We start from the raw sequence: 21,500 nt of genomic DNA on the forward strand, positions 1-21,500 counted from the left end.
AGTTGATTTAACTTTCAAAGGGTGACAACGGTGAACTGCTTTGAAGATTTTCGAGTAAAACCTGGTAGCAAAATTTGCCTGGATAAAATAGATCCCAGCTTCAAAGATTGCTATAACAAGCGCAAAGAAGCCACACCGGTTATTAAAGAGCTGGATGCACGAATCCGTGCACAGCAGTATCTGATGTACGCTGAACAGAAACATTCACTACTAATCTGCCTTCAGGGCCGTGATGCTGCCGGCAAAGATGGTACTATCAATCATGTACTCGGCGCTATGAATCCTCAGGGATGTAGCGTTACCAGCTTTAAACAACCCTCAAAAGAAGAGGCCGCCCACGATTTTCTGTGGCGCTGCCATAAAGTGGCTCCTGCCCAGGGGCACGTGGCGATTTATAATCGCTCCCACTACGAAGATGTGCTGGTCCAGCGGGTTCACAATATGGTACCCAAAAGTGTCTGGAGTGAGCGCTATGAACATATCAACAACTTTGAAAAGCTACTCTCTGACCGTGGTACCCTTATCCTGAAATTTTTCTTGCATATTGATGCCGATGAACAGCTCAAGCGCTTTAAGCAGCGCATTGATGATCCAACCAGGCACTGGAAAATCAGTGAAAGTGATTATATTGAAGCTGGATACTGGGAGGATTATACCAGTGCTTTTGAAGACGCCCTAAATAAATGCAGCACTATATATGCACCTTGGTTTGTGATCCCTGCCAATCATAAGTGGTTCCGCAACCTGGCTGTAGCCAGCATTGTTGCCGATACTATGGAGGCACTGAAAATGGCCTTTCCCAAGCCATCAGTAGATATTGATGAAATCAAAAAAAAATATCACAGCCTGAATAAACAGGACATTCAAGAGGGGCTTGCCGCCTCCCCAAAAAGAAGTAAGTGAATATTCATATACCCCATATCGAGATTTTTAACGTGTCACCTTCAATGGAGGAATCTGAATAATTCAGTTTTCTGACTTGTTCTCAACTCGACCTGCGGAGAAAATTCGATCAAAAGCATCATAGACAGCGAGATGCAAAGTGTCACCGTGACCCAGCTCTTCAAAATAACCGAAGTGCACTTCACCCTTATTTTTTTCTGTATTTAATTTACTAAATAGTCTGTTAGCTAGCCGTTCCATCACTTCTCCTTCCTTTCCAACACCAATATATACTGATTTGGCATCACAACAATCTTCAGGAAGATCTGTCAACAGAGACTCTCCACTCCACCAAAGACTAGGGCTAATAATAATATAATGATTAAAGAGGCCCGCACGCTTAAACAGGATTTCAGTAGCGAGCAGCCCACCAAGTGACTGACCAATCAGAGTTGATTCACCATTAACTCGATATTCGCTCTCTATAAGGGGGCGTATTTCCTTTTCAAGAGCTTCGATAAACTTTTCTGAACCACCAGAGGAGGGAAACTCCTTACGATCTCTAGCGACTTTGGAAGGAAAAGTAAAGTCGCGTTTTCTATCTACATTGGCAATCCCCACCAAGATCGATTCTGATAGCATATTGATCCAAGGGAAGGAACCAAACTGTACTAGCCCTGCAATATGAATAAAATCCTCCCCCATAGATCCATCAAGAAGGTAGATTACCGGATATTTTTTATCTTCCATCTTCGTATAACTCGAGGGAAGATAGATATTTAAACTCCGATTTTCACCAAGGATTTTCGATGAAAATTGCAATTTATCCCCAATAACAATCGGTGATCTTTCAGCCCCGACAGCATTTACTGAACAGAAACCAAGAAACAGAACAATCAAACCAAAGTATTTTCTCATAAAGCTACTACCGGGTCAGAAGGAAAGAATACACTGCACTCGAGACGCGCTGTGAATACATCCCTGTAAGCTCGTAATCGGCATCCATGCCTCATGCGGTCCCGAGCACAGTGTATTCTTTCCTTCCCTCTTTTTAGTATATTCTTATAAAATTTATAAAAAGAAAAAATCTCAGTCATAATAATTCAACTGCAATGCTGTTTATATAATTTTACTTGATCAGCTGTCAGGAAGCGCTTCAAACTCCCTCTTCTTGGAATCATACCACTCTTGCATTGCCTTGGGGTTTCTCATTAAGTCCTGCATTTGTCGCATAGCTTGCAGATGGGCAGCATCTTGCCTTTGATACATCTCAACACCATGTTGCTTGCTCATTTCAGCCAATTCTTCAAAAGTACTGGCACGAAACTCTAAATCACAGGCACCACCCAACTGCTTGCAGGTCATGACTCTCATTTGAATATTTCTCAGTCAATATTTAGGGGTTCTTAGTTTTCCTTCAATAGAATTCAAAGTTCAGGCATCTTTTCAAACTTAGGAAGCTTTGGGTCCATATAATCCCAGGAAGCACCACTGCCTGCATACACTACCATGGATGGAGAAAATTGCTCCAAGTTATGCAGGCTTCCAGCCCTTAAAAACTCGAGTTGTGGCATGCCGCTATTTTCGGCGTAGATATGACAGCCGCATGATGGGCAAAAGCCTCTTTTGACAAGGTTTCCACTTTCTGCACGCTTTTCATGGAACATAAGCCTTCCTGATATACGAATACTGCCTTTATGCACAGCAATATTAGCTATATGCCCGGCACCACTAATTTTCTGGCAGTCCGTACACTGGCAGTGCCCGGCCATAATTGCTTCACTTTCACATGTGTAGCTTACAGCGCCACACAAGCAAGCCCCTGACAAGTTGGACATCTGCCCCTCTATAATTAAGTTGCGATATTGAAGTATTAAAAGCCTACAAACCTAACTTCAATTTTGCAAGTTACTAGATTACCATTCAAACATTAAGTTGAATGGAGCTATCGTGAGTCCTCACAAGAAGTTTTTACGTTCCAGATGTCCCATAGTAAATGGACTGGATGTATTTGGCGACAAATGGACCCTGGTCATACTCAGGGATTTGATTTGTGGGGAAGAAACATATTCTGAATTGGCCAGTTCTCCGGAAAGGATTCCGACAAACCGACTAGCAGAGAGGTTGAAAATGCTAGAGGCTGAGAATATCGTCAAAAAATCCTTATATCAAAATAAACCTAAGCGCTACCGGTATCTACTGACTGAAAAGGGCAAAGATCTTCTGCCAGCACTTCAAGAAATAGCCCGGTGGGGCAATAAGCATATGGAAGATACCTGGATACCACCAGATTGGTTTATGCAGGGAAAAAGATGAGCTTTACCAGTTATTGAGCGCCGGGCCTGGTCGAATAATATTGAGCGCCCTGTTGGGGGATAATTTTGATCGACTCTGTGAGTCAATAGTCTTTTTGCCTATAGAATACGGCAAGCCAAATTGTTGCTTCATCCGCAGAAGTTGTGACAACACGGTGCTTCCTTCCCGCCTGAATATTCAGAAAATCTCCCGATTCCAAACGCATAACTTCCCCAGACTCAAACTCAATGATTCCATATCCTGACAGCACCATTACCCATTCGTGCTCCTCTTGATTATACCAGCCATGCTCTGGAGAGGATTGCCCATAGGATACAATTCTTTCAATACGCACATTCTCTGATTTTATAATATCTGAAAAGTGCTCCATAGAAGTATCTTCAGGTAGTTGTGCGAGTACATTATTCATGCTGACCTCCTGATTATTGGTTAGAGAAAGAAACACATAAAAATTTTTCGCTCATGCCTATTCCCCCCAGTCGGAAAAATATTCCACCAAATAATCAATTGCCATCCGTGCACGAAGCGGTAGAAATCGACGATTCTGATATACAATCCAACTACTTGCCCCCCGGCTCCAGAAGGGTTCTAAAATCGGCTTCAACAAGCCTTGCTTGATAGATCCAGAAAAACTGCTCTTAGGCATATAAGCGACCCCCAGGCCCCGTTCACAGGCATGGACAACAGCATGGGCATTATTACTTCTCCAACGGCCACTGACCTTAATGGTTTGCTGCTCGCCCTCCATATCGAACACCCATTGATCATTATTGGCAACGATGCAGCTATGTGCCTTTAACTGAGTAGGATGCTCGGGAGTGCCGTTTTCCTCAAGGTAATCGTGACTGGCAACAGCCATCATATGGCGATCCGCAAGCTTTCTTGCGACCAGGCCGGAGTCTTCCAGGCGCCCATAGCGGATCGCGAAGTTGATCCCCTCCTCAACCAGGTTGACCATCCGGCTATTGAAATCCATATCAACTTTCAGCTCAGGGTGCTCTAGGCCGAAGTCCATTAAAACTGGGGCAACATATTGCTCGGCAAAAATACCAGCACAGCTCACCCTGAGGGTGCCACTAAGCTGAAATTGTTGCTGGCTTACTTGCTCATTGGCTTGCTGCAGACCAACAACCAGATCCTTACAACGCTGGTAATACACTGCTCCGGCCTGGGTCAGACTAACAAGGCGAGTCGTACGCGCCATTAATGCGCACCCCAGGCGCTCTTCCAGCCGTGATACTTGTCTACTTACATGGCTGGTACTGCATCCCAGCTGCTTAGCCGCAGCAGAAAATCCCTGGCATTCCGCAACAGCAACAAATTCGACCACGCCGTCAAAGTTCTCCATAGCTCACTATCCACGGATTATTGCCAAACAGCAAAAGTATTTAACTAAATGAGTATATTATCATCAAAATAAGGACAATCTACAATCCGTTCCCACTGATTACTCACCAACAGAGGACGGAATCATGAAAAAAGTACTTATCCCAGTCACTAATCACGCAACTCTGGGCAAGACTGACCAAGCAAATGGCACTTACTCCCCAGAACTGACCCACGCCATTCATGTATTTATGGAAAGTGGAATTGACTACGATATTGCCTCCATTAAGGGTGGTAAGGCCCCGCTGTATGGCACTGATATTGAAGGCGATGACGTTAACCAGAAGGTGCTGAATAGTGAGGACTTCCAAAACCGCATTAACAATACTATTCCGGTAGGACAGCTGAACATTGCCGATTATGATGCAGTCTTTTACCCTGGGGGGTTTGGTCTTCTATCGGACTTGGCGACCAATGAGGATTTTGCCAACTTGAGTGCTGAGCACTACGAGAACGGCGGTATCTTGGCTGCTGTATGCCATGGCCCTGCAGGCCTCCTGCCCATCACATTGAGCAACGGGGAAAAACTGCTGGCAAGCAAGTCGGTAACTGCTTTCACCCGCGAAGAAGAAATTGACTTCGGCACCATCAATGACATTCCCTTTCTGCTGGAGGAATCTCTGGCCAGAGTTGCGGCACGTTATAGCAAAGTTCAACCCTGGCAGGAATTTGTTATTGAGGATGGACGCGTGATCACTGGCCAGAACCCGGCCAGCGCACACGGCGTAGGCCTGGCCATTGCCAAGCAGCTTGCCAGCTAATTGAGCTGCGGGCCTGGTTTGCAAAGGCAGGCCCGCTATTCTGCGTAGAGGTACCACAATGCAAAATGCGATTATTTACCCGTCCTTAATGCTCCTGGCAGGCATTGGCATACCGGTAATGGCAACTCTAAACAGCGGCCTCGGCGTTAAGCTCGGTAGTTCGGCCCTGGCAACTACTCTGCTGTTTTTTGTTGGGCTGACAATTTCCGCGGCCTACCTATTAAAAACAGAAGGGCTGCCCAGCGAGATTTTTCAGAAAGGTATTTCTTGGTATTTCTACCTCGGCGGGATTTTGGTGGCATTTTATATATTGAGTGTGACCTGGGTTTCACCGAAGTACGGTGTGGGCAACGCGGTATCTTTCGTTCTTCTCGGGCAGCTGCTCGCCATTAGTGTCATCGACCACTTTGGTTTTTTTGGAGCACAGCAGTCTAGCCTGGATACTAAACGTCTAATCGGGCTGGCTATGATGGTCGTCGGTGTGTTGTTAGTAGTTAAACGTACCTCATAACCTCCCAAGCGTAATTTAAATATTTGGAGAAGAAATAATGGCTAACTTATACGTAATGGCTAAAGTTACGGTCCGGCCGGAAAAGGTATCCCAGGCATCCGTACTATTAGCGGAACTGGCGCGTAAATCTGAAGAAGAATCCGGCTGTCTATACTACAAAATCCTACCCGCAATGGATCAAAGCAATGTATTTACAACTCTTGAATTATGGGAATCCGAGGAAGCTGAGCAGCAGCATTGGGGTACAGACCATTTGAAAAATATACTACCTCAGCTGTCTCCTCTTTTAGCAATGGAAGCAAGAATCGAGAAGTACACTGAAGAATAAAAAGATTGAATCCAGGCGAGAAAGACCTCAATTGATAACACTGAGGCCTTTCCTGCTATCACCCTAGGTTTTTTTACGGCTCGCTGTCAGTGCGCCCTAAGAGCTCACCCCAGGTTATGCGCTCTGCGCGATAAATTAATGTGTTTTCAATTTCCACTTCCCAAGTAATAGGTGCTCCTTCATCAGCAGTAACTTCCACTAAATGAGCATTTCGGTCACCGCCTGTACTCACATCTGAGGGACCTCCTGCACAGACCAGGATATTCCCCCCAGCAAGCTCATCTACATCTCCCAGGGATTGCGTATATTTAGGGGCAATATATTCCCAGCTTTGCTCAGCGGCCATCGTACTGGTATCCAGCGCAAACTTGACCGCGCGACTATTATAGATATTGCCACTCAGTTCGGCTTCATTTCTATTGTCATAGATAAGAACCTCACCACTATTCGTTATTGTTACCGCATGCTGCGATGCCATCCAGGAACCATGGTTTAGATCGAAAAACTTATTGGCCAGATCTCCAGAGACTTCTGTGTTAGATCCCATAATCCAGCGAACGTCACCGCTCTGGTGATCGATATTGATAACCCAGCTTTGAGACCGGCTGGAAAGCAAAATCGAATCATCTTCGGCTATGTGAAACAAGGCATTGGAATGGGTCCAGTCGGTAGCTCCATTACCCAGCACACGACTGGCCAGCGCTCCGGGAAATCGGTTGGTATCCAAATGATCAAATGCCGACCACTCCCAAACTGTATTTCCCTGTGAATCTACCTCCACAATTACATCCCCCTGTAAGAGGACACCATCAACAGTTTCACGAGCATAGGTCAACGCCAGTAAGTTTCCACTGTCCAGGAGAACTGCATCGTGGTGGTAGGAAGGCAGAGGGAAGGTTTTTAATGTTTCTCCGGTTAATGTCACAATGCGCGCTTCTTGATCCAGCAATAGTAAAAGCTTCCCATCACCGAGATTACGAGCCACTGGAGCACCCGCGAGAGGGAGATCACCATGAAGGTACCAAACCACCTCTCCTTCTTCATCAATTCCCCAATAGCGACTATTTTCATCAGAAGCTGGAGCAAAGATGGTGATTCCCCCTTCACTCCTCTCAGTACTGGCGAGGACGTTTATCGCTGGAGCGCCCACGGGGAGTGAGCCAGTCTTAAATGTCACCTCTTCACTGCTAACCACCTTTCCAGTTTCAAATATAGCGACTGCAGTAAATCGGTAAGTGGTATCTGCTCGCAAGCCCGCTACAGTTATATGGTGTTCGGTGCCGAGGTTACTGTAACCGGTTCTGCGCCTTTTAGTATTAGCAGATTTTACTCTGATAGCCACTCTGGCTTTGGATACCGTTGCTATACTGGCATTTACCATCAGGCTGTTATCTGGATGAAGACTTAATCCGAGTTCTATCTCGCTATTTGATATATCTTCATGATGCTCAATCGCACTAGCTTTCAAACTAACAAAGCCAGAAATACACACAATGTTAATCAAAAAAATAATATTTAAGCAGGCATTTTTTATCATGGCTATCTCCATTAATTTTTCACCACCTGATAACTAAACGCCAACCAAGCCATTTGGTTTACAAGGTCAAAAAAAACGGGAGATGACCACTAAACATTATCCAAAGAAATTACAAAACAGCCCTATCAAAGAACCTCTAGACCCAACCCTTTCCCAGAAAGAAAAATTTAACCAGCTCTAACTTTTGCAGAATAATGTTCACTATCTTAAGGGTACTAGCTTTAGAAAACTGCCGAGCAACGTTTTCTCTGCTTGCATGAAGGCTCTTTTAGTTTGGATTTCATCTATTTTTTCGCCCGCCAGGCCTAGTCCAAACTTGTTCACCAGGCTGCCGAACCCTGACACTAAACCTTTTGCAGCCAATCCGGCACCGACAATAGAATTGAAGACAGCAGCTGCACCATAGGCAAGCAACATCCAAAAAGTTATCTGTTTATCCAGAGCCTCAATCTCATCGGCAAGTCTAACCAGAGAGTTTCTATGATTTCCTTTCGGCTCCAGAGATATGTCGACCGAGCTTTCTACCATAAATTTACATAGACTTTCCTCGTAGTACTCATTGGGAAAGTGGAAGATGCGTCATTTAGGTAAATCACTTACTTCTGGCGCCTTATCGGGCAGGCACCGCATAGTATGCAGAGTAGAACCTACTTTCGAGATTTTAAAAGGAATCACAAAGTAGTGTTTCGCATCAACAAACCTCAGCTCATATTTTTTACTTCCCTCTGAGGAGGCAAAAATCGGCAGATCTTCAATCACATCCTAAATAAATCTGACACCTGAAATAAAACTTCCAGGGACTTTTGTAAAATAACTATCCGAGGCTTCCCTACCCCTGCGTAAATATTTTTTCATAAATAGTTTACTCTCCCCTCAAGTGCTTAGAACTAACCAAGTCCTCACTTATTCCGTTTTGATGTGATTGCACCCATAGGGCGACCTTAACATCCTCAGAACCTGCAGTGGCAAATATCACTGCTAACCCTTCCCGCAGAGAATGCTGGCTATAACGGTAATCTGCACTGGGGAACCACCTACTGCTGTCATATCCCAAGACATTGGGAACTTGTCTCTCGCTCTGGAGTTGATAGCAGTATTGTTCACAACTGCGGTTGTTTGCACAGCCCACTGGCAATTGAGAGGTGTGTAATGCATAACCGACCTTCGCTGCAAAATCATCAAACCATTCCTATAGAAAGGAAAACGCCCCTACAAAAAGTGCAGGGATCTTTACGTAAAAACTCTTCATTTGCCGCCGCGCTGATAGTTGTGGGATCGGCAATATTGGCACCACTGGCCTACGCCGTGGATTATTCCAACCCCTACGCCCGACAAGGTTCCAGATATGTCTCTCATCAGGGGCATGGAGGGCATTATGGCGGACATTCCAGGTATAGCCGGGATTATAGATACAGAAGGGATTATAGGAGGCATTCGCGATATAGTAGGAATCAAAGGGGATATTCAAGATACGGCAGGTACCAAAGGGAGCAACCACGGTATGGTCGGCATATGTGGTTTAAAGCCCATGTGCAGGGAACACCTCGTATCGTGATCGACCTCAGTGACCAGATGGCCTACTTCTATAGAGGTGGACGCTTGGCAGGTATGTCCCCTGTCTCTACTGGCAAACCCGGCCACCGCACTCCTACTGGCAACTTCCGTATTTCCGAGAAAAAATATAGTCACCGTTCAAACCTGTACGGTCACTATATAAGCCCCCGCGGCTATGTACTGCGCAGTAATGTAGATGTGCGCCGCCATCGCAAACCTGCCGGATCTCGCTTCCGTGGGGCATCTATGGATTACATGATGCGGATTAACGGACCCGTCACCATGCATGCCGGTTATGTGCCTGGATACCCAGCCTCCCATGGCTGCATTCGCTTGCCGTGGCATATGGCGAAAACTTTCTATCGTCATGCACGCGTGGGAACCAAGGTTTCGGTGGTACCTTAAGCTGGACAGTTTAAGGTTAAGGAAGTAACAGTCACAGCGTTTTGCAACGGAATTAGAGAACGAGCCAGGAAGGGAGAAAAAGGCGGACTATTTAGTCCGCCTTTTTCTATTCGATAAGTGAATTTACTAGGGCACTAAATCCCTGCCTACCGCCGTTTTCGCAACACTCATACGTGTAAAGTAATCGTGGGCTGCGCTGTTCACATGTTTTGCCAAGAGCAAAGTAGACACCATAGTGGGCACTGCCATAACCGCGTACATTCCGATAATAATGTTGTTAACCGCACTGAGCGAAGCCACTGCTCCAAGCACAATCAACACCATGTACAACGTCGTATATAGCTCTTGCCAGCGACCACCAAACAAAAACACATAGCACTTCATGCCGTAATACCAGCAGGTAACGATAGTACTGAAGGCCAGAGGTAATACCATCAGTAACAACAAGAGGGGGCCAAGCTGGCCGAACACTTGGGAAAATGCCTGTGCGGTCAAAGTGACCCCGGCCACCTCCTCGCCCTGCTGCCAAGCACCGGTCAGTAAAATAACCAGGGCCGTACAGGTACAGATCACCAGAGTATCCACAATCGGCCCCAGCATCGCGACAACCCCCTCGCGTACAGGCTCGCGGGTTTTTGCCGCACCATGGGCCAACGACTCTGTGCCAATGCCCGCTTCATTGGAGAAGGCTCCCCGGCTGACACCAGTGGTTATCACCGACCCCAGGGCCCCGCCGGCCACCGCCTGGCCAGTAAAAGCGTCAGTAAAAATCAGCGTGAAAGCGGCCGGAACCTGTTCCCAGAAAGTGCCTATCACCATCAAGGTCAGCACCAGGTAGAACAACACCATACCTGGTACGATACGCGCAGAGAATTTACCAATGCGCTGGATTCGCCCGGCAATCACGTACGCTGAGGCAATAGCGATTAATAAACCAATAATAAAATCAAACAACAGAGAACCACCGGGTGCTACCCAGCCCAGCGGTTCGGCGAAAGACTCTCGCAATAATTGAGTAGTCTGGTTGGACTGAAATACCGGCAACATGCCGCACAATCCGGCCACAGCAAATAAAACAGCCAGTGGCATCCAGCGCTTACCAAGACCTTCACGGATCACATACATGGGACCACCCTGCAACTCCCCATTGGCATCACTGCCACGAAACATCACGGCGAGGGTGGCGGTATAGAATTTTGTAGCCACCCCCACCAAAGCGGTAACCCACATCCAAAAAATGGCCCCCGGCCCACCGGCGGTAATGGCAATGGCCACACCGGCAATATTGCCCAGCCCCAGAGTACCGGAAAGTGCTGTAGATAGTGCCTGGCTATGATTTACCTGGCCTGGATCATTTGGATCATCATAGCGACCGCTTAACAGCCCGATACTGTGCCCCAAATGACGATAGGGTCGGCCGCGAGAATAAAGCAGTAATGCCAATCCGCCACCAACTAGCAAGACAAGCAGCGGTGGCCCCCAGACAAAATCGGCAAAGATCTTTAGCGCTTGTTCGATTACATTAAAAAAGGACATAGAAGATTGTAATTTTCTGTGAGACTCAGCCAGTCTAGGTAGACAGACACCAAACTGTCAAAATCCAGGGGCTCCCCCAGAGTTTCTGGCCAATCCATTCAGATAGACTAACACCAATAAAAAAGCCCCTGAATAAGGGGCTTTTTAGCGGAAAAAGAGATTTAATTTAAGCTGTAGTACCAGCCCGTAATTCAGTTTCCGATTCTACAGTTTCCCGCACAAAAAATACTGATACCGCACCGAGCAGCATACTCACCCCGGCCAAAACAATAATGTAAATCGCCTGGTTGTCGAACACCGACTTCAAGATCAGCCCCGCCACCAAAGCAGAAACTATCTGGGGTGCAGCAATTGTGAAATTAAAGATTCCCATATACACACCGGTTTTATCTGCCGGCAGGGAGTCGGATAAGATCGCGTAGGGCATTGCCAGAATTGCCGCCCAGGCAATACCGACACCAATCATTGGCAGTAGCAAGCCCAGTGCACCGCTGGGCACAGAGACCTGGGTGATCAGCAGATTCACCTCGATCGGCTCGCCACCCTGAAACAGCAAGAACCCAATGTAACCCAACCCTCCCAGAGCTAAAGATAGTGAGTAAGTCAGTCTGCGCCCCAGCAGTTGGGCCACCCTCGCCAACACAATCGAAAACAACGCAGCAAACAGTGAATAGGCGGCGAAGATAATGCCCACCCAGTCACCCGCCGCACCCTTAGCTGCAGCGATATGCGTGGGAATTTCATTTACAGTTTCAAGGTAGGCGGGATCAAACCACTTGGCTTCCACTCCCCAAACATGCTGGGTAATCGCTGGGGTTGTGTATACCCACATAATAAACAGGGCGAACCATGAGAAGAATTGCACCAGGGCCAACTGGCGCATAGTGCGGGGCATACTCAGCATCAAACGGAAAAAGCCACCCAAACGTTGTAAAAGTGTCCCTTTCTGTTCCCGCTCTTTTTGCAACTGCGCCGCATCAAGGCCTTTATAAGCATTGTACTGCTCCGGTGGGTATTCCTTGGTACGCACAACTGTCCAAAGCACACTACCCAATAATACTGTTGCACCTATATAAAAAGCCCAGATCACCGAAGGGGCCACTTCGCCGGCACGGGCAGTATTTTCCAGGCCGATAACATTGGTGAGGATAAACGGAAGCATAGAGCCAAAAATGGCACCGATATTAATCAGCAGGGATTGGATGGAATATCCCAAGGTGCGCTGCTCTGAGGGCACCATATCTGCCACCAGTGCGCGGAAAGGCTGCATGGTGACATTGAAGGCGGCATCCATTAGTGCCAGCATTACACCGCCGAACAAAATTGGCGCCACCAGAGCTACGACAATTCCAGCATTGGGCATAAACGCCATACCTAGAGCTGCGGCAATAGCACCAAACAGGATATATGGATTGCGGCGTCCAAAACGGCTCCAGGTACGGTCCGAAGCAGAGCCCACGATAGGCTGCACAATAAGCCCCATCAGCGGAGCCACTATCCAGAAAAGTGACAGCGAGTGTAAATCCGCTCCCAAATCAGACAAGATCCGGCTGGCATTCGCATTTTGCAGGGAGAAGCCAAACTGCACTCCCAGGAATCCGAGGCTGACATTCCATACCTGCCAGAAGGGCAGGCTCGGCTGTTGGGCCCGGGGCGCGGCGGCGCCGTTTACTGATTGGGTCATTGGGATCACCGCATCTCTATTTATGCTTATTTTGCCATTCTGTCACGCCAACCTCAGGCCTCCATCCTCCCCACAGGGGGAGGATGCAAGCACTAAATAGTGCCTTAGCATAGGCACAGGTCCTGCAGCCACAAATAGTCAAATAATCAACTGAAGTTCCGCGCGATGATCCCAAATCTGCCCCTTCTGCGTCTAATTGCCCTTGCCAGCACCCTCTGCTTGAGCGTACTTGCTGTAGCCGGCGAATCAAGAAGTTACCTGGCACATCAGCAAAGCAAAGACTCACTTACCATACAATTAAATGATGGCGAGGTCTCCCTTACACCGGTCGGCCCTTCGGCACTCTCCCTGCACTACCGCAGCGAAGGTATCAAACAGCTGCCTTCTTTTGCTATTGACGACAAGCCGGAAAGTTCGCTTAAGGCCCAGTTGCGGGACGGAGAGGACAAGCTCATCTACCAAACTGGCTCCCTTACAGCAATTATCCACAAGTCTCCCTTCCGAATTGAGTACTTGCGCGGTAGCGAACAAATCCTGAGTGAAGAGCGTGGCTTCTTTGCCACCGAGACGATGCGCGGATTCCGCTTCGCACTGTCGCCAGAGGAAAAACTGCTGGGCGGCGGAGAGCGGGTTATGGGGATGGATCGTCGCGGTCAACGCCTCCCTCTGTATAACCGTGCCCATTACGGATACACCACCGAATCCAACCAGATGTATTTTTCCCTGCCAGCAGTACTGTCCAGCAACAAATACATTCTGCTGTTCGACAACTCTGCCACCGGCACCCTGGATCTGGGCGCAAACGAAGAAGATATCCTGCAATTTGAAGCCGTAGCCGGGCGCACCGCTTACATCGTGGTAGCCGGTGAGACTTATCCACAGTTGCTGGAAAATTATGTATCCACCACCGGCAAACAGCCCCTGCCACCTCGTTGGGCCCTGGGTAACTTCGCCTCGCGCTTTGGCTATCACAGCGAAGCTGAAGTCCGCGCAACCGTGGATAAGTTTGCCGAAGAAGATTTCCCCCTGGACGCCCTGGTGTTGGACCTCTACTGGTTTGGCCCAGATATAAAAGGCCATATGGGCAACCTTGCCTGGGACAAGGAAGCCTTTCCCGAACCAGAAAAGATGATGGCCGACCTTAAAGAACGCGGCATCAATACCATCCTGGTGACCGAGCCTTTTGTCCTCTCCACCTCCGAACGCTGGCAGGAAGCCGTGGCGAATAATGCCCTGGCCAAAAACCTGACCGGAGAACCCAAGCGTTTTGATTTCTACTTCGGCAATACCGGCCTGATCGATGTCTTCTCTGAAGATGGCGGCGACTGGTTCTGGAATATTTACGACGGATTATTGGAACAGGGCGTAGCCGGCTGGTGGGGCGACCTGGGTGAGCCGGAAGTTCACCCCTCCGATACCGTTCACGCAATCGGTATGGCCGATGAAATCCACAACGCCTTCGGCCACGCCTGGGCGCAATTACTGCACGAACGCCAAACGGCAAAATACCCAGAGCGCCGCCCCTTTATTATGATGCGCGCCGGTTTTGCCGGCTCCCAGCGCTACGGCATGATCCCCTGGACCGGCGACGTCGCTCGGGAATGGGGTGGCTTACAGCCCCAGGTGGAATTGGCTCTGAGTATGGGCTTGCTGGGCTTTGGCTACACCCATTCAGACCTGGGTGGCTTTGCCGGCGGTGAGAAATTTGACCGCGAACTCTATATCCGCTGGTTACAGTACGGCGTATTCCAACCGGTTTACCGCCCGCACGCCCAGGAGCATATTGCTTCCGAACCGGTTTTCCACGATCGCCGCACCCGCGATATCCTGCGCGAATATGTAAAACTGCGCTATCGCCTGCTGCCCTACAACTACACCCTCGCCTTCGAAAACAGCCAGACCGGCATGCCGCTGATGCGCCCACTGTTTTTCGAAAACGAAAGTGACCTATCTCTCCTGGACTACAAGGATGCCTACCTTTGGGGGCAGGACTTCCTCGTTGCCCCGGTCGTGGAAGAAGATGTGGATGAGGTCGCGGTAAAACTGCCCGGCGGCACCTGGTTCGATTACTGGACTGATGAACAATATTCTGGCGATCAGGCCCAGGTAGAAGTGGACCTGAAAACGATTCCTGTGCTGGTGCGGGCCGGCGCCATTATTCCCACCATTGACGATGTCCACAACAGTCGTGATTACTCCAGTAAAAACCTGACCCTGGACTACTACGCGCACCCATCAGCAGCAAAGTCCGAGCGCTATGTTTATGAAGATGATGGCGCTACTGCGCAGGCTTTTGAAAAAGGCAAATACGAGAAGCTGCAATTCTCAGCTGAAAACAAACAGCAGGGTTTAGCCTTTGCCTTTAAACGCGAAGGCGACGGTTATACCGGTATGCCGGAATCCCGCAAGGTCAATTTAAATATCCACAACTGGCAACAAGTGCCCGTGCAGCTCGATATTAGCGGCGAATCCCTGCCTATTTTCGACAGTGAAAAAGACTTTGCTCAGGCATCCCGTGGGGCCTGGTACAACAAGCGCAAGCAGCAACTGCTGGTTAAATTTGACTGGCACAAAGAACCGCTGAATTTAATGCTCAAAAATCAATAATTCAGCAAACCGCTGTTCACTGACAAAAAATTTAAAGTCATCAGGAAACAATGAAGAAGTTACATTCCCTGTTTATTGCCAAACTTATTTCGGCTTCCCTACTGGGCGCGGCTCTATTCGGCACTGCCGGCTGCAGCCAGGATAGCAGCCCGGAAGAAATACAGCCCGCTGAAAAAGTTGCGGAGAAAAAAGCTGTTATCTACCAAGTGCTACCGCGCTTATTTGGCAACACTAACAGTACCAACAAACCCTGGGGCACACTCGAAGAGAATGGTGTGGGTAAGTTCTCCGACTTTACCCCAAAAGCACTGAATGAAATCCACGCGCTGGGCGCCACCCATATCTGGTACACCGGCGCCCTGCACCATGCGCTCGTTGGCGACTATACGGAATACGGTATCAGTAACGATGATCCAGATGTGGTCAAAGGCCGCGCCGGCTCTCCCTATGCCATCAAGGATTACTACAGCGTAAACCCGGACCTGGCCAATAACCCAGCAGAGCGATTACAGGAATTCCGCGCACTGGTGGAACGCAGCCACGCGGCCGGCCTGAAAGTAATTATCGATATAGTGCCTAACCATGTAGCCCGCGCCTATCATTCTCTCGATAAACCCCAAGGCGTGCAGGATTTTGGAGCTGGCGACAACACCCAGGTCACCTACGCCCGCAACAACAATTTCTACTATGTAGTGGGCGAAGACTTCCGCGTGCCCGTTGCAGAAGACAGTTATCGGCCACTCAATGGCGAAGCCAATGATCTTGTCGATGGGCAATTTATAGAGAGTCCAGCCAAATGGACCGGTAATGGCGCGCGCAGTGCACAACCTGCCATGCACGACTGGTATGAAACGGTCAAAATTAATTTTGGCGTTCGCCCCGATGACAGCAAGAATTTTTCTGAGCTACCCCAGGAATATGCCGAGCGTGACTACCGGGCCCACGCCCAGTTTTGGGCAGACAAGAAAGTCCCGGACACCTGGGAAAAATTCCGCGATATCGCCCACTACTGGCTGGACTTTGGCGTGGACGGATTTCGCTATGATATGGCCGGTATGGTGCCGGTAGAATTCTGGAGCTACCTGAATTCCTCCATCAAAATGCGCAACCCCAACACACTGTTACTTGCCGAAATCTATACTCCGGAGCGCTATCGGGATTATCTGCATCTGGGCAAAATGGATTATCTCTACGATAAAGTCGGCACTTACGACGCTATTCGCGCGGTCATGGAGAACAAGGGCGGTGCAGATAAAATCGCAGAGGTGCAGGCAAGCCTGGTGGATATTTCCTCTCATATGCTGCGTTTTATGGAGAATCACGACGAGCAGCGTATTGCCAGCCCACAATTTTCTGGCAACCCAGAGGCAGGCAAACCTGCAATGCTGGTATCTGCCGCGCTCTCTCCAGCCCCTACCTTGGTTTACTTTGGCCAGGAGTTAGGAGAACCCGCCAACAAAGATGCCGGCTTTGGTAAAGCCAGCCGCACCACCATTTTCGACTACTGGTCAGTACCCAGTGTACGCCGCTGGAACAATGAGGGCGCTTTTGACACTGCTCTGCTGACAAAAGAAGAAAAAGAATTGCGCAGCTTCTACCAGCGCCTGCTCAACTTCTCCAAGCAGAGCCCAGCCCTGCTTGGCGATTATCTGGACTTGCACAGCTACAACCGCAAACAGGATAGAGGCTATGGGGAAAAACAATTTTCTTTTGCGCGCTGGAATAAAACGGAAAAACTCTTGATCGTTGCAAATTTTGATCGAGAGGCCAGCAAATTCGAACTACTGATCCCCAATGAGCTACTTAAGCAGTGGAAACTGAAAGACGGCAGCTATGTATTAGAAGGGCAGATCAGCAATGCGAAGCAACAGCTGGTTATCCAAAATGGCCAAGGCAGAATAACACTTAATCTTCTCCCCTTTGAAGGCCATATCTTCAAGCTTGACAATTGACTAGCAAATACAGTCTTTTATTACAGAAAACCCGGCTCGAAGCCGGGTTTTCTGTATCAATACTAGATAATATTCACTGGGCTACCAGACTATAAATCAAGGTCTGATCATTCATCTGCACCTTATAGTTCCCTGTAACAGAGGTGTAGATATCAGAGCCGTCCTGCTCCAGAGTTCTATTAGAGTCACTATCGCCATAGTTTTCACTCCAATCACCATTCACATCAAACTTAAAACGTTGCTGGGATTGACCATCGAAGTTAACCGAAATTTCCCAAAGGTTATCCGCCACTAACTGCATAGCCTCGGCTACCCAGTTATTTGGTGTTCCACGAAAAAATAGGGAAGAAAAATTAGAGGCGTGGCCGCCACAATCCATACAGGTCAGGGAGTAACTGAGTGTTTTATCATTCATTTCAACAAGATAAGTACCAGTCACATTGGTATAAATATCATTGCCGCCCTGCTCCAGAAACCCATCGGCATTGTTATCCCCGTAATTTTCATCCCAGTTAGTACTTACATCAAACTTGAAACGCTGATTACTACTGCCATCAAAAACGACTGTTGTACGCCAAGTATTATCCGCTACCAAAGTCATGGCCTGGGTGCCCCAGCTATTGGGCGTTCCCCGAAAATGCAGTGCCGCAAAGTTTTGTGCATAACCTCCGCTGGGATCAGTCACAGTAATGGCCGCGGTGGCACTGTCAGTCAGGCCATCGTTATCCGTTACTGTTACGGTTTCTGTATAGGTTCCAGCGTTGGCAAAACTCAGGGAAGTACTGGCGTTGCTGCCACCACTACTCCAGCTGTAAGACACCACACTACCATCGGTATCGTTAGAACCGCTGGCATCCAGCGTGATACTTTCATTGACCGCAACGGTAACTGCTGAGGGAGTGACAACCGCAACCGGTGCCTGCTGGGAGGAAACTTCAGTAAGGCTATAGTTCAGGCTCTGATCGTTGACTTCGATTCGGTAATTACCACTCACAGAGGTATAAATATCTGCACCGGTCTTATCCAAAATACCATCGGCACCATCATCGCCGTAGTTCTCGGTCCAATCTCCATAAATATCTAACTTAAAGCGCTGGTCCGCCTGGCCATCAAAGTTCACCACTAACTGCCAAGTATTATCGCCCACTTGTTCAAATGCTGTACTGCCCCAGTTATTGGCAGTACCACGGAAATAAAGGCTGGGAAAGCTCGGGTCAGTGCAGACATCACAGGGTGATGCCAATTGGCCACCATAAATTGCCGCAGCAGAGTTGGCAGTCACATTAAAGGTGGCATAGCCGTTGCCATCTACAGTAATCACATCACCACTGCATTCATTATCGCCCGCCAACACATTGCAGTAATCCCCCGCGGGCATGCCCGTGTAGAGCGTCTGGTTCAGAGAGCCCCCCTCATTATTGATCACCACAAAACCCTTGTTGCCGCGGCCAAAAGCAATCTGGTTATTGCCATTGTCCCACCAATTGTTCATGGCAGTACCGTTGGTATAGTTACGGAAACCTACCATATTGGCGATATTGCCCCAGCGGTGTTGACAGACCCAAGCGCCATTTTGGCAGTTATTCGGGCCATTGCTGGGAGGACCAATATCAGTATCGGTAAAGTCATACCCCGACATTACCTTGGGATAACCGTAGGGATGAGCCAACATAAAGACATTGGCCAGATTGTATTTGGCTCCATCGTGATAAGTCAGATTACCACCGCCACCATGGCCTCGCTCGCGATCGTGGTTATCGATAAAATGCACGGCATCACTGGAGGAGAGCAGCCCCCAGCTATCACCAATACTGGCAAGATTTTTAATCTGACCGTTGAAGTTGCTGGCCACATCGGTGCCATATTTAAATTCAGTAACGCGGCCTAGAAAAGTGTAATTGTAAGGCTGGATTTCTGAGGCCTCGCCGGCAGCGCCAATAACCTCAGAGAAGACCCAGGGGTTGCCAGCTTGATTCATAATTGCCTGCAAATCACCAGGGGACATATGCTTGACCGCATCAATACGGAAACCATCAATTCCCATGCCTTTTAATTTGCTCAGGTAACCAGCGAGTTTCCCCTGCACATAACTGGAGCCGGTATCCAAATCTGGCAAACCACTCAACCGACAGCTCCATACATGATTGGCATCATTATAGTTATTGATAGTGCAATCGGAGTGATAGTCGTTATAAGAAAACTCCGGATGATCCAGCAAGGTCCACTGGGTGCCTCCCCAACCGGTACCACTACCATTCCAGGCTGCGGTATGATTAATCACCGCATCGGCATAGACTTTCACACCTGCCGCATGGCAACGGTTGATCATGCTTTGCAGCTCCTGCTCAGTACCGCTGCGACTGGTAAGGTTGGTGTATGTCACGGGCTGATAGCGCGCCCACCAGGTGGACAGGCTGATATGCTCATTGGGTGGAGATATTTGCACCGCATCAAAACCCTTAGGCCCGAGAAAGCTCTCACACTCACTGGCGATATCATTCCAGCTCCACTCGAATAAATGTACAAAAGCGGTACCGGCATTGGTGTGAGTACTGGATAGTGTACCAAGCACAAGGCCCGCATTGGCCAGTAGCCTTTTTAGGGGAAATGGAGTATTCATTTTTGCTTTTCTCTTTTTCTCGCTGTTATTTTTTAATCTGATTTTTTCTTAAGCCGTAACGACACAAGCTGCGTGATCAAATATTAAGAACTCGCGCACTGGATAACCAAAGCCATAGCTTTATCAACAGAAAGTCCTAAAAGACACACGCACCCCCAAAAAGGAGGTAGTAGAAGTCAATGCCACAACAATCAAGATCAGGTTCAACTTTCTATCTGCCTACGCCCAAGATTCGGCAACCGAATCAAACCAACCAGATACATTCCATAGGTGCGAGCGAAAGACTGTCAGAGGATGGCAAGGGGCATGACCTATAGCAGGATAAAGAGGTGGTACCAACGCACACATCCCCCCTTAGGGGGGCGTAGTGACTTTATGCGCAGTGCCTTAAACTTAGCTACGGGTGGCATGGTGTGGCGTTCAAAAAAACAATCACATCGCGGGACAACAGCGGGCGAGTCAAGACTAAGAGCTGGAGGTAAAAGAGGTAGCTACCTTTTGAGGATGACTGAATGGAGCCTTAGAAAAGCTTCAGTTTATCCCACGGGAAACACACTGCTCATAACTAGGGAAAGGACATATCAGCGGCCTTAAGGATCGATAAAGATCTTGAGGTTGAGAGGATTAGGCTTTCAATGTCGACCAACTTTCAGCCCGATCCAGTTCCATCTTATCTTTGAAATTAGTTTCAGTATGAAGGAACTCACGCCTCTTTAAAGCAGAGAAACCAAGACAACAGGTAACCAACAATGCGGCCTTAATAAAAAGCAAAAAAATTTATCGCGCATTGAGATCATCTAAATATAAAACATAGTAAGACTCCTCATTAAGTCCCTTTAGCTTCTCCTCAATAATTATTCATTTTTTATGAGGCTGATAGATATGGTTAAATTATATTTTTCAGTCCCTACCCAAAATTCTGTCGAATATACTAAAAAGGGGGAAGGAAAGAATACACTGCGCTCGGGACCGTATGAGGTATGGATGCCGATTACGAGTTTATAACGATGTATTCACAGTGCGTCTCGAGTGCAGTGTATTCTTTCCTTCTGACCCAGTAGTATCTTTCTGGATTTAAGTGTGTTGGCACAAATATAGCCTGGAACTTTTAACAAGCTCCAACACAATCGTGCACTACGTACGCTGGACTCGCAATAAGTTGCTCGCCCGTGTGGAGGCGTTATTAGTCGCTCGCTTAACCTTCGCAGAGATTCAATGATGAATAGCAGACTTTAGCTGTGGTACTGAATAAAAGAAATATTGGCAGGAAGTCCCATAGTCAGCAGTTCGACCTTCATGTATACTTCGAGACCAAGCCGCGAACCTAGTGGTCCATGCGGTTAATTCTGTAACGATTGTTTTGCACGCTCTACGGAAGCCAAGATTTGACCGGCGGGCTTTGTCCATTTAAATGGCTTTGC

18 protein-coding genes are annotated in these 21,500 nt (G+C 48.2%); 8 read left to right on the top strand and 10 right to left on the bottom strand.

Annotated features, from left to right (window positions below; genetic code table 11):
• Window positions 1-30: 30 nt before the first annotated feature.
• Window positions 31-903, top strand: coding sequence for a polyphosphate kinase 2 family protein (locus ACCI49_RS16560; RefSeq protein WP_371840207.1), 873 nt, complete (start codon window positions 31-33; stop codon window positions 901-903).
• A gap of 63 nt (window positions 904-966) precedes the next feature.
• Here the strand turns inward: ACCI49_RS16560 and ACCI49_RS16565 are convergent, their stop codons facing one another.
• From ACCI49_RS16565 to ACCI49_RS16575, 3 genes are all read right to left on the bottom strand, one after another.
• Window positions 967-1,800, bottom strand: coding sequence for an alpha/beta hydrolase (locus tag ACCI49_RS16565; protein WP_371840208.1), 834 nt, complete (start codon window positions 1,798-1,800; stop codon window positions 967-969).
• Window positions 1,801-2,019: 219 nt separating this feature from the next.
• Window positions 2,020-2,256, bottom strand: a complete 237-nt coding sequence (locus ACCI49_RS16570; RefSeq protein WP_371840209.1) for a DUF1059 domain-containing protein — start codon at window positions 2,254-2,256, stop codon at window positions 2,020-2,022.
• A 53-nt stretch (window positions 2,257-2,309) separates the two neighbouring features.
• The gene (locus ACCI49_RS16575) at window positions 2,310-2,720 is read right to left on the bottom strand and encodes a GFA family protein (RefSeq protein WP_371840210.1); all 411 of its coding nucleotides are present in this window, start codon (window positions 2,718-2,720) and stop codon (window positions 2,310-2,312) included.
• Between the two features lie 112 nt (window positions 2,721-2,832).
• Between ACCI49_RS16575 and ACCI49_RS16580 the strand changes: the two genes are divergently transcribed.
• A complete protein-coding gene (locus ACCI49_RS16580; RefSeq protein ID WP_371840212.1) occupies window positions 2,833-3,198 on the top strand; it encodes a winged helix-turn-helix transcriptional regulator in 366 nt (121 codons plus the stop codon).
• A gap of 82 nt (window positions 3,199-3,280) precedes the next feature.
• Here the strand turns inward: ACCI49_RS16580 and ACCI49_RS16585 are convergent, their stop codons facing one another.
• Window positions 3,281-3,607 carry a cupin domain-containing protein gene (locus ACCI49_RS16585; RefSeq protein ID WP_371840214.1) on the bottom strand — a complete coding sequence of 109 codons (327 nt, stop codon included), beginning with the start codon at window positions 3,605-3,607 and terminating at the stop codon, window positions 3,281-3,283.
• 57 nt (window positions 3,608-3,664) lie between these two features.
• Window positions 3,665-4,546 carry a LysR family transcriptional regulator gene (locus ACCI49_RS16590; protein WP_371840216.1) on the bottom strand — a complete coding sequence of 294 codons (882 nt, stop codon included), beginning with the start codon at window positions 4,544-4,546 and terminating at the stop codon, window positions 3,665-3,667.
• Between the two features lie 124 nt (window positions 4,547-4,670).
• On the opposite strand from ACCI49_RS16590, the gene ACCI49_RS16595 reads away from it, so the two are divergent.
• Genes ACCI49_RS16595 through ACCI49_RS16605 form a run of 3 tightly spaced genes read left to right on the top strand, consistent with a single transcriptional unit; the run spans window position 4,671 to window position 6,184 of the window.
• Window positions 4,671-5,345, top strand: coding sequence for a type 1 glutamine amidotransferase domain-containing protein (locus ACCI49_RS16595; protein WP_371840217.1), 675 nt, complete (start codon window positions 4,671-4,673; stop codon window positions 5,343-5,345).
• Window positions 5,346-5,403: 58 nt separating this feature from the next.
• Window positions 5,404-5,856, top strand: a complete 453-nt coding sequence (locus tag ACCI49_RS16600; protein WP_371840219.1) for a DMT family transporter — start codon at window positions 5,404-5,406, stop codon at window positions 5,854-5,856.
• Window positions 5,857-5,893: 37 nt separating this feature from the next.
• Complete coding sequence (locus ACCI49_RS16605; protein ID WP_371840220.1) at window positions 5,894-6,184, top strand: putative quinol monooxygenase; 291 nt, start codon at window positions 5,894-5,896, stop codon at window positions 6,182-6,184.
• Window positions 6,185-6,257: 73 nt separating this feature from the next.
• Here ACCI49_RS16605 and ACCI49_RS16610 read toward each other — a convergent pair whose 3' ends face one another.
• Window positions 6,258-7,721, bottom strand: coding sequence for an aryl-sulfate sulfotransferase (locus tag ACCI49_RS16610; protein ID WP_371840221.1), 1,464 nt, complete (start codon window positions 7,719-7,721; stop codon window positions 6,258-6,260).
• Window positions 7,722-7,922: 201 nt separating this feature from the next.
• A complete protein-coding gene (locus tag ACCI49_RS16615) occupies window positions 7,923-8,249 on the bottom strand; it encodes a hypothetical protein (protein WP_371840222.1) in 327 nt (108 codons plus the stop codon).
• 984 nt (window positions 8,250-9,233) lie between these two features.
• Between ACCI49_RS16615 and ACCI49_RS16620 the strand changes: the two genes are divergently transcribed.
• Window positions 9,234-9,680 (top strand): L,D-transpeptidase family protein, encoded by a 447-nt coding sequence (locus ACCI49_RS16620; RefSeq protein ID WP_371840224.1) that lies wholly within the window; start codon window positions 9,234-9,236, stop codon window positions 9,678-9,680.
• Window positions 9,681-9,806: 126 nt separating this feature from the next.
• On the opposite strand, the gene ACCI49_RS16625 is transcribed toward ACCI49_RS16620, so the two are convergent.
• Both ACCI49_RS16625 and ACCI49_RS16630 read right to left on the bottom strand, forming a co-directional pair.
• Window positions 9,807-11,216 carry an alanine/glycine:cation symporter family protein gene (locus ACCI49_RS16625; protein ID WP_371840225.1) on the bottom strand — a complete coding sequence of 470 codons (1,410 nt, stop codon included), beginning with the start codon at window positions 11,214-11,216 and terminating at the stop codon, window positions 9,807-9,809.
• Between the two features lie 166 nt (window positions 11,217-11,382).
• Window positions 11,383-12,900 carry an MFS transporter gene (locus ACCI49_RS16630; protein ID WP_371840227.1) on the bottom strand — a complete coding sequence of 506 codons (1,518 nt, stop codon included), beginning with the start codon at window positions 12,898-12,900 and terminating at the stop codon, window positions 11,383-11,385.
• 165 nt (window positions 12,901-13,065) lie between these two features.
• On the opposite strand from ACCI49_RS16630, the gene ACCI49_RS16635 reads away from it, so the two are divergent.
• Both ACCI49_RS16635 and ACCI49_RS16640 read left to right on the top strand, forming a co-directional pair.
• On the top strand, window positions 13,066-15,507 hold the full coding sequence (locus tag ACCI49_RS16635) for a glycoside hydrolase family 31 protein (protein ID WP_371840228.1): 2,442 nt from the start codon (window positions 13,066-13,068) through the stop codon (window positions 15,505-15,507).
• A 50-nt stretch (window positions 15,508-15,557) separates the two neighbouring features.
• Window positions 15,558-17,459 carry an alpha-amylase family protein gene (locus tag ACCI49_RS16640; protein ID WP_371840230.1) on the top strand — a complete coding sequence of 634 codons (1,902 nt, stop codon included), beginning with the start codon at window positions 15,558-15,560 and terminating at the stop codon, window positions 17,457-17,459.
• 73 nt (window positions 17,460-17,532) lie between these two features.
• On the opposite strand, the gene ACCI49_RS16645 is transcribed toward ACCI49_RS16640, so the two are convergent.
• Window positions 17,533-20,079 carry an alpha amylase C-terminal domain-containing protein gene (locus ACCI49_RS16645; RefSeq protein ID WP_371840232.1) on the bottom strand — a complete coding sequence of 849 codons (2,547 nt, stop codon included), beginning with the start codon at window positions 20,077-20,079 and terminating at the stop codon, window positions 17,533-17,535.
• Window positions 20,080-21,500 lie beyond the last annotated feature (1,421 nt).

The organism is Microbulbifer epialgicus (genome assembly GCF_041447265.1).
GTDB lineage: Bacteria > Pseudomonadota > Gammaproteobacteria > Pseudomonadales > Cellvibrionaceae > Microbulbifer > Microbulbifer epialgicus.

Coding starts and splice junctions, on each gene's coding strand:
- ACCI49_RS16565 (WP_371840208.1), bottom strand. CDS start 1,800: ATGAGAAAATACTTTGGTTTGATTGTTCTGTTTCTTGGTTTCTGTTCA.
- ACCI49_RS16570 (WP_371840209.1), bottom strand. CDS start 2,256: ATGAGAGTCATGACCTGCAAGCAGTTGGGTGGTGCCTGTGATTTAGAG.
- ACCI49_RS16575 (WP_371840210.1), bottom strand. CDS start 2,720: ATGTCCAACTTGTCAGGGGCTTGCTTGTGTGGCGCTGTAAGCTACACA.
- ACCI49_RS16585 (WP_371840214.1), bottom strand. CDS start 3,607: ATGAATAATGTACTCGCACAACTACCTGAAGATACTTCTATGGAGCAC.
- ACCI49_RS16590 (WP_371840216.1), bottom strand. CDS start 4,546: ATGGAGAACTTTGACGGCGTGGTCGAATTTGTTGCTGTTGCGGAATGC.
- ACCI49_RS16595 (WP_371840217.1), top strand. CDS start 4,671: ATGAAAAAAGTACTTATCCCAGTCACTAATCACGCAACTCTGGGCAAG.
- ACCI49_RS16600 (WP_371840219.1), top strand. CDS start 5,404: ATGCAAAATGCGATTATTTACCCGTCCTTAATGCTCCTGGCAGGCATT.
- ACCI49_RS16605 (WP_371840220.1), top strand. CDS start 5,894: ATGGCTAACTTATACGTAATGGCTAAAGTTACGGTCCGGCCGGAAAAG.
- ACCI49_RS16610 (WP_371840221.1), bottom strand. CDS start 7,721: ATGATAAAAAATGCCTGCTTAAATATTATTTTTTTGATTAACATTGTG.
- ACCI49_RS16615 (WP_371840222.1), bottom strand. CDS start 8,249: ATGGTAGAAAGCTCGGTCGACATATCTCTGGAGCCGAAAGGAAATCAT.
- ACCI49_RS16620 (WP_371840224.1), top strand. CDS start 9,234: ATGTGGTTTAAAGCCCATGTGCAGGGAACACCTCGTATCGTGATCGAC.
- ACCI49_RS16625 (WP_371840225.1), bottom strand. CDS start 11,216: ATGTCCTTTTTTAATGTAATCGAACAAGCGCTAAAGATCTTTGCCGAT.
- ACCI49_RS16630 (WP_371840227.1), bottom strand. CDS start 12,900: ATGACCCAATCAGTAAACGGCGCCGCCGCGCCCCGGGCCCAACAGCCG.
- ACCI49_RS16635 (WP_371840228.1), top strand. CDS start 13,066: ATGATCCCAAATCTGCCCCTTCTGCGTCTAATTGCCCTTGCCAGCACC.
- ACCI49_RS16640 (WP_371840230.1), top strand. CDS start 15,558: ATGAAGAAGTTACATTCCCTGTTTATTGCCAAACTTATTTCGGCTTCC.
- ACCI49_RS16645 (WP_371840232.1), bottom strand. CDS start 20,079: ATGAATACTCCATTTCCCCTAAAAAGGCTACTGGCCAATGCGGGCCTT.